Below are 11810 nucleotides of genomic sequence, written 5' to 3'. Positions count from 1 at the left end.
CTGCGACAAATTGCCCGATCCCGTGCCGGTGTGCTTGTCGGCCTGGCTGGCGCAAGCGCGGTGCTGTTCGGCGCGTTCGGTGCGCATGCCTTGCGCAACGTGCTCGATCCGGCGCATCGCGAGCTGTGGCACACCGCCGTGGAATACCACGCATGGCATGCGCTGGCCCTGGTGCTGGCCGTGGGACTCGGCAACGGCCGCGCAGGCCGTTGCGCGGTGTTCGCGTTCGCTCTCGGGATCGTGCTGTTCAGCGGCAGCCTGTATGCCTTGGCGCTGGGTGCACCGCGCTGGGTGGGCATCATCACGCCGTTCGGCGGCGTGGCTTTCGTGGTGGGCTGGGTGGCGTTGGGTCTTGCGCTGCGGCCGCGCACGGACTGAACGCGGGCCTCGTCATTCGCCTGTCACGCCGCGGAGGGAACATGCATGCATGAGGCTCGCCATGATCCCGCACTCCCATCCGCGCTGGCTGGTGGCCGCCATGCTGGCGGCCATGGTCGTGATCGTGTCGAACGGCTTCGGCCTGGCGACGCCACGGCAGGGTTCCGGCACGTCGCTGCCCGGACGCGACGCCGGCCATGACCGGGTGCTCGTGGTCGACAGCGAGACCGATCGGTTGACCGTATACGACGCCATCGATGGACGCCCGCTGCAGCAGCTCGACACCGATACCGCCGCTGCGGCCGCGATGCTGGACCGGCACGACGGCCGGGTACTCGTGATTCCCGCCGACGGTACGCGCAGCGAGCCCGCGTTGCCGCAGCCGCGACAGGTCGCCGCCAGCGGTCGTTGAAGCCATCCGGCGGATGGCCGCCCGCAGGCGGCCGGAACGGTGTTCTCCTGCCCGCTACAATGCGCCTTTGCCCGGGCCGGAGAATCCCATGAAGCCGTTCGGTACACCCCATTCCGACCATGCCGTGCGCGTGCTGCTGCTGGGTTCCGGCGAACTGGGCAAGGAAGTGGCGATCGAGCTGCAGCGCTACGCGGTGGAAGTGATCGCAGTGGATCGCTACGCCGACGCGCCGGCCATGCAGGTGGCGCATCGCAGCCACGTCATCGACATGCTGGACGGCAACGCGCTGCGCGCACTGATCGAACAGGAAAAGCCCGACCTCGTGGTGCCGGAGATCGAGGCGATCCACACGCCCACGCTGGTGGAGATGGAGCGCGAAGGCCTGCACGTGATCCCCACCGCGCGCGCGGCGTGGCTGACGATGGACCGCGAAGGCATCCGCCGGCTTGCTGCGCAGGAGCTTGAACTGCCCACCTCGCCCTACCGTTTCTGCGACAACGAAGCCGACTACCGGCGCGCGGTGGCCGAGATCGGCTACCCCTTCGTGATCAAGCCGGTGATGAGCTCCTCGGGCAAGGGCCAGAGCGTGGTGCGCGACGAGTCCGGCGTGCAGCAGGCGTGGGATTACGCGCAGTCCGGCGGTCGTGCCGGCAAGGGCAGGGTGATCGTCGAGGGCTTCGTCGATTTCGATTTCGAGATCACGCTGCTCACCGTGCGCCACAAGGACGGCACCAGCTTCTGCGCGCCCATCGGCCACCGCCAGGAGGACGGCGACTACCGCGAGTCGTGGCAGCCGCAGCCCATGAGCGGCAACGCGCTGGCCGAGGCGCAGCGACAGGCCGCGGCGGTGTCGAACGCGCTGGGCGGCTGGGGCGTGTTCGGCATGGAGTTCTTCGTCAAGGGCGACCAGGTGATCTTCTCCGAAGTCAGCCCGCGTCCGCACGACACGGGCCTGGTCACGTTGATCTCCCAGGATCTGTCGGAGTTCGCGCTGCACGCGCGGGCGATCCTGGGCCTGCCGATTCCAGAGATCCGCCAGTTCGGCCCTGCCGCCTCGTGCGCGGTGCTGGTGGAGGGCGAGGGGCGCGCGCCGCGCTATCACGGCGTGGCCCTGGCGCTGGCCGAGCCGGATACCCAGCTGCGTCTGTTCGGCAAGCCCGAGGTGAAGGGGCGCCGCCGCATGGCGGTGACGCTGGCGCGCGATGCCGACATCGAGACGGCGCGCGCGAAGGCCGTCCGCGCGGCGGCGCAGCTGCGCGTGGAGCTGTAACGACTTTCTCCCTCTCCATTCTTGGGGGAGGAGCGACGCACCGAACGACATTCGCTCGCAACGACCTAACAGGAGCCGCTCATGCAATCGACGGGTTTTTCGCACTGGCTGGTGGTGCTGGTGCAGACGTTCGCGGTGCTGTTCTTGCTGTTGCTGGCCGTGGCCGCGGTGGTGATCGCGGCAGTGTGGGTGCTGGATCGCAACCAAACGTCCAACGCCGTGCTGCGCAACTTTCCGGTCATCGGCCACTTCCGCTACGGCTTCCTGCGCCTGGGCGAGTTTTTCCGCCAGTACCTGTTTTCCAGCGATCGCGAAGAAATGCCGTTCAACCGCGCCGAACGCGTGTGGGTGTACCGCGCCGCGAAGAATGCGGACAACACCAACGCGTTCGGCTCCACCCGCGACCTGCGCGGCGAGGGCGTGCCGTTTTTCGTCAATGCGGCGTTTCCCGCGTTGGGCGACCACCATGTGGAGCCGCAGCCGGTACGTATCGGCCCGTATGCGCGCGAACCCTATGACCACGCCGCGTTCTTCAACATTTCCGCGATGAGTTTCGGCGCACTCGGTGCACCCGCGGTGCGCGCGCTGTCGCATGGTGCGGCGAAGGCCGGCATCTGGATGGACACCGGCGAGGGCGGCCTGGCGCCGTATCACCTCGAAGGCGGCTGCGACATCGTGTTCGAGATCGGCACCGCCAAGTACGGCGTGCGCACGTCGGACGGCAAGCTCGACGACGCCAAGCTCTCGGCGATCTGCGCGCATAAGCAGGTGAAGATGGTCAGCATCAAGCTCGGCCAGGGGGCCAAGCCCGGCATGGGCGGCCTGCTGCCCGCGGCGAAGGTGACGCCGGAGATCGCCGAGATCCGCGGCATTCCGGTGGGCCAGGATTCGCAAAGCCCGAACCGGCACCTGGATATCGGCAACGTCTCGCAACTGCTGGACGCCATCCACCATATCCGCGAGCTCACCGGCAAGCCCACCGGCTTCAAGGCGGTGTTCGGCGACATGCGCATGATCGAGGCGCTGTGCGACGAGGTGCACAAGCGCGGCATCGAGAGCGCGCCGGATTTCATCATCGTGGACGGTTCCGAAGGCGGCACGGGCGCCGCGCCGCAGACCCTGATGGAAGGCGTCGGTCTGCCGCTGCACGAATCGCTGCCCGCGCTGGTCGATACGCTGGTCGTCAAGCGGCTGCGCGAGCGCATCAAGGTCGTGTGCTCCGGCAAGCGCATCACCGCCTACGACGTGGCCTGGGCCCTGTCGATGGGCGCGGACTTCGTCAACTCCGCGCGCGGCTTCATGCTGGCGCTGGGCTGCATCCAGTCGCTGCAATGCAATCGCAATACCTGCCCCACCGGCATCACCACGCAGAACCCCAGACTGCAGCGCGGCCTGGTGGTGACGGACAAGAGCCAGAAGGTGGCGAACTACGCGAAGAACGTGATGCACGAAGTGGGCATCATCGCGCACAGCTGCGGCGTGGACGATCCGCGCGAACTCGACCGCACGCATTGCCGTGTGGTGGGCGACGATGGGATTTCGGTGCCGCTGGTGAAGCTTTTTCCGTATCCGGAAGTTGGCGATGCGTGAGCCTGTCGAGGCGCGCTCGGTAGGGATGTCTCCGGATCAACAGGCGCCGTGTCCATACACAGGGTGCGGCCGCACCCTCAAGGCATCGCCACCCAGCCATCCACCGTGCGCAGCTGCAATGGCTTGAACCGCCGCTTGTAGTCCATCTTCGAGTGGCCTTCGATCCAGAAGCCCAGGTAGACCCACGACAGGTTGCGCTGCCTGGCCAGTTCCACCTGCTTGAGAATGGCGAACGTGCCGAGGCCGCGGGCTTCTTCGTCGGGGTCGTAGAAGGTGTAGACGGCGGAGAGCGCGCTGCGGCAGACGTCAGTGACCGCCACGCCGAGCAGGCGTCCGCGCAGGCGGAATTCCAGGAACTCGGTGGGGCTCCATGGCGCGGTGAGGAAGCGGCGGAAATCGCTGGCGTCCGCTTCGTCCATGCCGCCACCGGGGTGGCGGCGGCGTAGGTATTTCTCGTACAGCGCGTGGCGCTCGGCGTTGTAGCCGGCCTGGCATTCGGTGATCGTGAGGTCGGCGTTGCGTTTCAGGCAGCGCCGCTGCGAGCGGTCGGGCCGGAACTGCTGCACGTCGATGCGGCAGGGCTTGCAGGCGCGGCATTCCGGGCAGTGGGGGAAATACAGGTGACCGCCGGCACGACGGAAGCCGCGCTCCAGCGCCGGCCCGTACAGCCGATCCAGCTGCGGCGCCGCCGGGTCGAGCACCAGATTCTGCGCCGTGCGCTCGGCGTAGTAGCCGCAGGCGTGCGGCAGAGTCTGGAACAGCCGGACATGTTCGGAGCGCATGCCCCCGATTCTAGGCCGGAAATCGGGCCTCGCGCATGCCGAGCGGCTGGGCGTTCAGATGCGGCTGGGCGTTCAGATCACGCCCCGGTAACGCAGCACCACCAGCGCGAAGGCGATGAGTATCGCCAGCATCACGATGCGGCGCGCACGGGCCACGGTGTATTTGCGCTTGGCCTGCGGCGAGGGATCGCGCGCTTCGGCCAGGTCCTGCCCGAAGCGAACCACCGGTTCGATGCCCAGCTCGCGCATCAGTTCGCGGGCGCGGGTGTAGTCGTCGGCATAGGTGATCCACACCTGTTCCCAGCGTTCGCGCGCGTTGTCCGGCTCCTGGTAGCTGAAGCGCCGGTAGCCCTGCGTGCGCCAGTTGGAGCGGTTTTCCACCTGGGTGGCGATGCCGTGTTCGGCCATCAGGGCGACCACGCGATCGATGTTGCCGGGGCGGGGCGAGGTATAGATCTGGCGCATGGTCGTTGCTTACTCCCCGCGCAGGCGGATCAGGCCTTCCTGGGCGGTGGAGGCCACCAGCCGGCCGGCGCGGTCGAAAATCTGCCCGCGCGCCAGCCCGCGGCCGCCCTGCGCGGTGGGGCTGTCGAAGGAGTACAGCAGCCATTCGTCCACGCGGAACGGGCGGTGGAACCATAGCGCGTGGTCGAGGCTGGCCATCTGCACGTTGTGGGTGAGGTAGGAGATGCCGTGCGGCAGCGTGGCGGTGCCGATCAGGTGGAAGTCCGAGGCGTAGGCGAGCAGGGCGCGGTGCAGGATCGCCGAATCGTCGATGGGAGCGGCGAGGCGGAACCAGATGTGCTGGATCGGCGGCCGTTTCACCGGGTGCATCTCGTCGCGCGGCCAGACCAGGCGGAATTCGAACGGACCGTCGATGCCCAGCCAGCGCTGCAGCTTCACCGGCAGGCGCGCCAGTTCGTCCGGCGGCAGCGGGCGCATCGGCTCCACGTCTTCCGGCGCCGGCACCTCGGGCATGGCGGTCTGGTGTTCGAAACCCTTTTCCGGCACCTGGAACGAGATCGAGCCGTTGAGGATGGGCTGGCCGTGCTGAATCGCCAGCACCCGCCGCGAGGAGAACGAGCCGCCGTCGCGCGCGCGTTCCACGCTGTATACGATGGGTGCGTCGATGTCGCCGGCCCGCAGGAAGTAGGCGTGCAGCGAATGCGCCTCGCGCGAAGAGTCGACCGTCTGCTGCGCCGCCGACAGGGCCTGCCCCAGCACCTGGCCGCCGAACACGAAGCGCGTGCCGATGTCGCGGCTTTGGCCGCGGAACAGGTTGTCTTCCAACCGCTCGAGCTGCAGCAGTTCGACCAGTTCCTTGACGTGTGTTTCGCGCATGCGGGCGTGTTTCGGGCGAGGGGGAACGTCGATTATAGCCGCCCGCGCCTCAGGCCCCGCCCGGGGCTTACGGCTTGATCCGGACCAGCCCGCATCCCTCCAACACGGTATCCCACGGAAACAGGGGGCCGGGGTCGAGCTTGCGCGGGACGGTTTGTTCGGGGTCGTCGCTGGCCGCCACGCGGGCGGTGTCCAGGTCCTCGTGGCCGGCGATTTCGCGCAGGCCGGGGAAATCGCGGCGCAATTGCATCAGCAGCGCACGCAGGGCGGCGATCTGCGCGGCGGTATAGGGCTCGGTCATGGTCTGGTTGCCCGAGTCGAACCAGTCGGGATAGCGCCCGCGATTCACAAGCTCGATGCCGATGGAGGACGGGTTCCAGCCGCGCACGTGGTGCGCCACGCGGGTGCCGGGCACGTAGCGGTACACCGCGCCGTCGCGGTCGATGTAGTAGTGGCCGCTGTTGCCTGCGCCGCTGTCGTACAGCACCTTTTCGCCGTATTCGCGGGCGGTCGCGAGGTCGGGCAGCTCCGTGCAATGGATCACCACCAGGGTCACCGCATCGGCGGGGCGTTCGGGCAGTTTCGCCGCGTAGGGCAGGGGCTGGTCGTGGATGGCGAAGGCGCTCATGCGGGGAGTCTCGCATGCGGCCCGCTATCATGGACAACCGCAGTACGCGGCAATCATGACTTTCGGAGACCGCGATGCGCGGCCACATCATCCTCTCGCACGGCCTGGATTCCAGCCCGGACGCCACCAAGATCAGCGCCCTGGCGGCCCGCGCGGAGGCGCAGGGCTGGCGCGCGCAGCGCCCGGATTTTCGCGCCTGCGACGGCAACGGCTACGCGGGCGCAGTCGTGCCGCGGGTGACGCAATTACGGGAGGCCATCGCGGCCTGCGACACCCCGCCGGTGCTGGTGGGGTCGAGCATGGGAGCGTTCGCCTCCGCGCTGGCGTCGCTGGACGCGCCGGTGGCCGCGTTGTTCCTGCTTGCCACCCCGCCGGGGATTCCCGGTTTCGCGCAGGCGCTGGATCTGCGTCCGGGCGTGCCCGCGGTGCTGGTCCACGGCTGGCGCGACGAAGTGTGCCCGGTGGCGGCGGTGCAGGCGTTCGCCGCGCAGCGCCAGCTGCCGCTGTTGCTGCTGGACGACGACCACCGCCTGCTCGCGAGCATGGCGCCGATCGCCGCGCAGTTCGACGCATTGCTGGGAGCCTTGGCATGAATCGCTGGTTCGCCACCTGCCCGAAGGGGCTGGAATACCTGCTGCGCGACGAACTGGTCGCGCTGGGCGCGCAGGACGTGCGCGAGGCGCTGGCCGGCGTGCATTTCGCCGGCCCGCTGGAAACCGCCTACCGCGCCTGCCTGTGGTCGCGCCTCGCCAGCCGCATCCTGCTGCCGCTGGCCGAATTCGACGCGGCGACGGACGACGCCCTGTACGCCGGCGTGCAGGCCATCGACTGGTCGCGGCACCTCGCCGCCCACGCCACGCTGGCGGTGGACGCGCACACCGCGCTGAGCAAGCTCACGCACAGCCAGTTCATCGCGCAGCGCGTGAAGGACGCCGTGGTCGACCAGTTCCGTCAGCAGGGCGGCACGCGCCCCGGCGTGGATACCGACGAACCCGACGTGCGCCTCAACCTGCGCCTCAAGCGCGACCGCGCCACGCTGTCGCTGGATCTTGCCGGTTCGCCGCTGCACCGCCGTGGCTGGCGCGAACTGCAGGGCGAGGCGCCGCTGAAGGAAAACCTCGCCGCCGCCATGCTGCTGCGCGCACGCTGGCCGGAAACCTATGCCGAAGGCGGCGCCCTGCTCGATCCGATGTGCGGTTCGGGCACCCTGCTGGTCGAGGCCGCGCTGATGGCCGCCGACGTGGCCTCCGGCTGGCGTCGCGACTACTACGGTTTCCTCGGCTGGCAGCAGCACGACATCGCGCTGTGGCGAAGCCTGCTCGACGAGGCGCGCCAGCGCGCCGAAACAGGCCTGAAGCAGTTGCGTCCCTGTTTTTTCGGCAGCGATGCCGACCCGCGCATGGTGCAGACCGCCAAGCGCAACGCGCAGGAGGCGGGCGTGGCGGGATTCCTCGCGCTGGAAAAGCGCGACATGTCGCATGTCGAATCGCCGCCGGGCGTAGAGCGTGGCCTGGTCATCACCAACCCGCCGTATGGCGAGCGCCTGGGCGAGCGCGCGGAAATGCCCGCGCTGTACCACGCGCTGGGCGAGCGCCTGCGCACGCAGTTCGCGGGGTGGCGAGCCGCCGTGCTGGCGGGCGATGCGGAGCTGGGCCGTGCCCTGGGCCTGCACGCGGAGAAGAAGTACGCGCTGTACAACGGCGCGCTGGAAACCCAGCTGCTCACGTTCGAGATCCGCCGGCGCGACGAGGCGCCGCGCGAGCAGAAGCCGCTTTCCGCCGGCGCGCAGATGCTGAAGAACCGGCTGGAGAAGAACCTGCGTCACCTGCGCAAGCGGCTGGCGCGCGAAGGCATCCATTGCTGGCGCGCCTACGACCAGGACCTGCCCGAATACGCCGCCGCCATCGACGTCTATGCGCGCGAAGGCGGCGATACCTGGCTGCACGTGCAGGAATACCGCGCGCCCGCCGAAGTGCCTGCCGACGTGGCGCGCCAGCGTCTGCGCGAGATCGCGCGCGTGGCCGGCGACGTGTTCGAGGTGCCGCGCGAGCGCGTGGCGCTCAAGACGCGCTCGCGCGGCAAGGGCGGCTCCAAGTACGGCCAGTTCGACCAGCGCGGCGAGTTCGTGGAAGTGGCGGAGGGCGGCCTGCAGTTCCTGGTCAACCTCACCGACTATCTCGATACCGGCCTGTTCCTCGACCACCGCCTCGTGCGCGCCAAGCTGCGCGAGCTGGCGGCGAACAAGCGCTTCCTCAACCTGTTCGCCTATACCGCCACCGCCAGCGTGTACGCGGCGGCGGGCGGCGCGCGCGACACCACCAGCGTGGACCTGTCGGCCACATACCTCGAGTGGGCTTCGCGCAATCTTGCGCTCAACGGCTTCACCGGCGCGAAGCACCGGCTGATGCAGGCGGATGCCGTCACTTTCCTGCGGCAGGATCGCGCGCACTACGGCCTGATCTACGTCGACCCGCCGACCTTTTCCAATTCCAAGCGCGCCGACGACTTCGACGTGCAGCGCGACCACGTGGCCTTGCTGGAAGCCTGCGCCGAGCGGCTGACCAACGACGGCGTGATCGTGTTTTCCAACAATTTCCGTCGTTTCAAGCTGGACGAATCCGCGCTGGCGGACCGGTTCGACATCGAGGACTGGAGCGCCGCCAGCATCCCGTTCGATTTCGCCCGCCGCGCGGACATCCACGGCTGCTGGCTGCTGCGCCATCGCAAGCCTGAAGGCGAGTTCAATCCGTGGAGCGAGGCCCGCCCCAAATCTTGAACCCTTCAGTTCGGATTAAGTGCGGAAGGCCGAGCATCACACCCGCAGATCAACAGGAGGTATGCGTCATGTCCAAGCGCAATGTCGGCAAGGTTCTAGCTATCGGTATGGCCGTGGCTGCGGCGGTGGCGATGCCGCTGAGCGCATCGGCGCATGGCTGGGGTCATGGCGGCGGCTATTACCATGGTGGCGGTTATTACCATGGTGGTTACGGCTACCGCGGTGGCTACTACCACGGTGGTTACTGGAGCGGCGGCCGCTGGATCGCCGGTGCGATCGTGGCGGGTGCGGTGGCCGGCGTCGTCGGCAGCGCGCTGGCGCCGGCGCCGGTGTACTACCCGCCCGCTCCGGTGGTGTACAGCCAGCCCGCGACAGTGGTCTACCAGGCTGCGCCGCCGCCGACCACGGTGGTGTACACCAACGGTTATCCCACGCAGTATGTGGGTAGCGCTCCGTACTACGGCAACTGATCGCCGCAGTGCGTCGCAAACGAAGAGCCCGGCTTTCGCCGGGCTCTTTGTTTTCATGGGTTTTCAGGGCTTGGTGGGCTGGTCCGCGCCGCTGCCGTTGCGCTTGGCGTGCGCGCTGATCTTGTCGAAGGTGGCCTTGTCGATCGGGCGCACCGACTGGATCGGGCAGGAGGGCGGCTGCGTGGAACGCACCGATTCGCCGGCCTCGCCGCAGATGCTGAAGGGAGCCGTCCCCTGGTTTGCCTTGCTGCTCCCGAACCGCAGAGTGGGCGGTCCGTAGCTCAGCTGCGGACACGAGGCCTGCAGCTTCACCAGGAACCGGTTGGGGCCATTGCGCACGGTGATCGTGCGCGAATTCACCAGGTGCCACTCGGTGATGCGGTCGGTACGCAGGCAATCGGAAACCGGACGCAGCGGCGTATAGGCGGGCGCCTGCGTTTTCGTCTGTGCGGACGCGGTGGCGGCGATGGCCGCAAGAGACAGCGCGAGCAGACCGGCAGTGACGGGCTTCATGGGACACCTCATCGCGGATGTGGGTGCCGATTATGGTGATGCGAGTGACGGCCGATGTGAAGAGCGCCCTCTCCCGTTTGCGGGAGAGGGCGCCATGTCCTCAATTCACCCCGTACAGGGTCTTCACGTCCCGCAGCAGATCCGCCTGGCTCGAGGGTCGCGCGTAGAACATGTGCCCGCCGGGATACTCCTTCACCTGCACGCGGTTGGGATCGCCCATCGCGGGCATCTGGTCGACGATCAGCACCGAAGCCATGAATGGGCAGGAGAGGTCGTCCCAGCCGTGGGCGATCAGCACGCGCAGGCCGGGGTCGTTGGCCACGGCTTCGCGCAGCTGCGACACCGAGCCGCTGTTGGCGTCGTCGTCGTCGTGCCACAGGCGGCCCACGTCGTAGCTGAGCGCGCCGTAGCGGCCGTCGTATTTCCAGCCCACGGTCTGGGTGATGAAGTTCACCATCGCCGTAGTGGTGGGGGCGATGATGCCGTTGAGGATGGGGTCGCCCGAGTTCTGGTGCGGCGCGTAGGGGAACGGATCCCATGCGGTGACGTTGGAGTCGTAGCGGCTGCCCAGCTTGCCCTCGGCGCGGTAGACCTCGCGCAGGTAGGCCTGCGTTTCGATCCGGCCGCCGGAGCGCTGCACGAACAACGGGTCGAGACCGGTAAGTTCGGTCACTTTCTTGATCATTGCGTCCGTGGCCGCCGGGTTGCTGCGGCCCTGCATCAGCGTGTCGGCATAGGTGGTGCGCGTGTAGTCGATGATCGACTGCATGGACTGCGCATCGAGCTTGCCCTGGCGCTCGAGATGCGCGGCGGCGATGGAGGGCAGGGTGAGCATCCACGGCAGCGGGGAGACGTTTTCGTCGTCCGAAGCGCCGGGATCGAGGTAGGGCGAGAGCAGCACCACGCCGTTCATCGCCACGCCCAGCTGGGTCTGCAGGTAGTCGGTGATGCGCGGGCCGCGGAAGCCGCCGTAGCTCTCGCCGACCAGATACTTGCGCGACTCCATGCGGCCGTTCTTCAGCAGCCAGTCGTAGATGATGCGCGACAGGTAGTGGATGTCGCTGTTGGTGCTGTAGAAATCCTTGGTGGCCTGCTTCTCGTCCACCAGCGCACGGCTGAAGCCGGTGCCTACCGGGTCGATGAACACCAGGTCGGTGAAGCCCAGCCAGGTGCCGGGGTTGTCGTGCAGCGTGGCGGGGTCGGAAGGGTTGTCGCCCTCCACGCCGAAGTTCACTTTCTTCGGGCCGATGGCGCCGAGGTTCAGATACACCGAGGAGGCGCCGGGGCCGCCGTTCAGCGCGAAGGTCACCGGGCGATTCTTGCCGGGCATGGTGTAGGCGGTGAACATCACCTGGGCAATCACCTTGCCCTTGTCGTCGCGTACCGGCAGCGAACCGACCGTGGCGGTGTACGACAGCGTGCGGCCGTTCACCGTGGCCGATTGCGATACATGCGCGTCGGCGGGAAAGGCGGGAAGGTGGAATCCGTCGCCGGCGTCCGGCGCCTCCGCTGCGGGCGGCTTCTTGTCGGCGGCCAGTGCCGGATGGTGGAAACCGGCCAGCAGCAACGCTGCCAGCAAGCTCGTCTGCAGCGGCTTGCGCACGGGCATCTCCTCGCGGGGTAAAGCGTCTAGCCTAGCGAGCTGCGGCG

At 68.1% G+C, this 11810-nt stretch carries 13 protein-coding genes; 7 read left to right on the top strand and 6 right to left on the bottom strand.

What is annotated here, in order from left to right:
- From IHE46_RS09625 to IHE46_RS09610, 4 genes are all read left to right on the top strand, one after another.
- The gene (locus tag IHE46_RS09625) at positions 1-378 is read left to right on the top strand and encodes a DUF423 domain-containing protein (RefSeq protein ID WP_225562975.1); all 378 of its coding nucleotides are present in this window, start codon (positions 1-3) and stop codon (positions 376-378) included.
- Between the two features lie 61 nt (positions 379-439).
- The gene (locus IHE46_RS09620; protein WP_225562929.1) at positions 440-790 is read left to right on the top strand and encodes a hypothetical protein; all 351 of its coding nucleotides are present in this window, start codon (positions 440-442) and stop codon (positions 788-790) included.
- 88 nt (positions 791-878) lie between these two features.
- Complete coding sequence (gene purT / locus IHE46_RS09615) at positions 879-2060, top strand: formate-dependent phosphoribosylglycinamide formyltransferase (RefSeq protein WP_192164408.1); 1182 nt, start codon at positions 879-881, stop codon at positions 2058-2060.
- 81 nt (positions 2061-2141) lie between these two features.
- Positions 2142-3650 carry an FMN-binding glutamate synthase family protein gene (locus tag IHE46_RS09610; RefSeq protein WP_192164407.1) on the top strand — a complete coding sequence of 503 codons (1509 nt, stop codon included), beginning with the start codon at positions 2142-2144 and terminating at the stop codon, positions 3648-3650.
- A gap of 77 nt (positions 3651-3727) precedes the next feature.
- Here IHE46_RS09610 and IHE46_RS09605 read toward each other — a convergent pair whose 3' ends face one another.
- The 4 genes from IHE46_RS09605 to IHE46_RS09590 all read right to left on the bottom strand — a co-directional run bounded on the left by IHE46_RS09605 (position 3728) and on the right by IHE46_RS09590 (position 6401).
- Positions 3728-4432, bottom strand: a complete 705-nt coding sequence (locus IHE46_RS09605; protein ID WP_192164406.1) for an arginyltransferase — start codon at positions 4430-4432, stop codon at positions 3728-3730.
- Positions 4433-4504: 72 nt separating this feature from the next.
- On the bottom strand, positions 4505-4897 hold the full coding sequence (locus tag IHE46_RS09600; RefSeq protein WP_192164405.1) for a DUF2007 domain-containing protein: 393 nt from the start codon (positions 4895-4897) through the stop codon (positions 4505-4507).
- Positions 4898-4906: 9 nt separating this feature from the next.
- Positions 4907-5773, bottom strand: coding sequence for an acyl-CoA thioesterase II (locus IHE46_RS09595; RefSeq protein ID WP_192164404.1), 867 nt, complete (start codon positions 5771-5773; stop codon positions 4907-4909).
- 67 nt (positions 5774-5840) lie between these two features.
- Positions 5841-6401 carry an N-acetylmuramoyl-L-alanine amidase gene (locus IHE46_RS09590; RefSeq protein WP_192164403.1) on the bottom strand — a complete coding sequence of 187 codons (561 nt, stop codon included), beginning with the start codon at positions 6399-6401 and terminating at the stop codon, positions 5841-5843.
- 74 nt (positions 6402-6475) lie between these two features.
- On the opposite strand from IHE46_RS09590, the gene IHE46_RS09585 reads away from it, so the two are divergent.
- The 3 genes from IHE46_RS09585 to IHE46_RS09575 all read left to right on the top strand — a co-directional run bounded on the left by IHE46_RS09585 (position 6476) and on the right by IHE46_RS09575 (position 9647).
- Positions 6476-6994 carry an alpha/beta fold hydrolase gene (locus IHE46_RS09585; RefSeq protein WP_192164402.1) on the top strand — a complete coding sequence of 173 codons (519 nt, stop codon included), beginning with the start codon at positions 6476-6478 and terminating at the stop codon, positions 6992-6994.
- Positions 6991-9177 (top strand): bifunctional 23S rRNA (guanine(2069)-N(7))-methyltransferase RlmK/23S rRNA (guanine(2445)-N(2))-methyltransferase RlmL, encoded by a 2187-nt coding sequence (gene rlmKL, locus IHE46_RS09580; RefSeq protein ID WP_192164401.1) that lies wholly within the window; start codon positions 6991-6993, stop codon positions 9175-9177. Before IHE46_RS09585 ends, rlmKL begins: the two co-directional genes overlap by 4 nt.
- 68 nt (positions 9178-9245) lie before the next feature.
- Positions 9246-9647, top strand: coding sequence for a hypothetical protein (locus IHE46_RS09575; protein WP_192164400.1), 402 nt, complete (start codon positions 9246-9248; stop codon positions 9645-9647).
- 63 nt (positions 9648-9710) lie between these two features.
- On the opposite strand, the gene IHE46_RS09570 is transcribed toward IHE46_RS09575, so the two are convergent.
- Positions 9711-10160, bottom strand: a complete 450-nt coding sequence (locus tag IHE46_RS09570) for a DUF6491 family protein (protein WP_192164399.1) — start codon at positions 10158-10160, stop codon at positions 9711-9713.
- 100 nt (positions 10161-10260) lie between these two features.
- On the bottom strand, positions 10261-11769 hold the full coding sequence (locus tag IHE46_RS09565; RefSeq protein WP_192164398.1) for a peptidase S10: 1509 nt from the start codon (positions 11767-11769) through the stop codon (positions 10261-10263).
- Between the last annotated feature and the right edge of the window lie 41 nt (positions 11770-11810).

Origin of the sequence: Rhodanobacter sp. DHG33, from assembly GCF_014843005.1 — a bacterium.
GTDB lineage: Bacteria > Pseudomonadota > Gammaproteobacteria > Xanthomonadales > Rhodanobacteraceae > Rhodanobacter_A.
The sequence above is the reverse complement of the archived record's forward strand: the minus strand, read 5'-3'. Positions and strand labels throughout refer to the sequence as shown.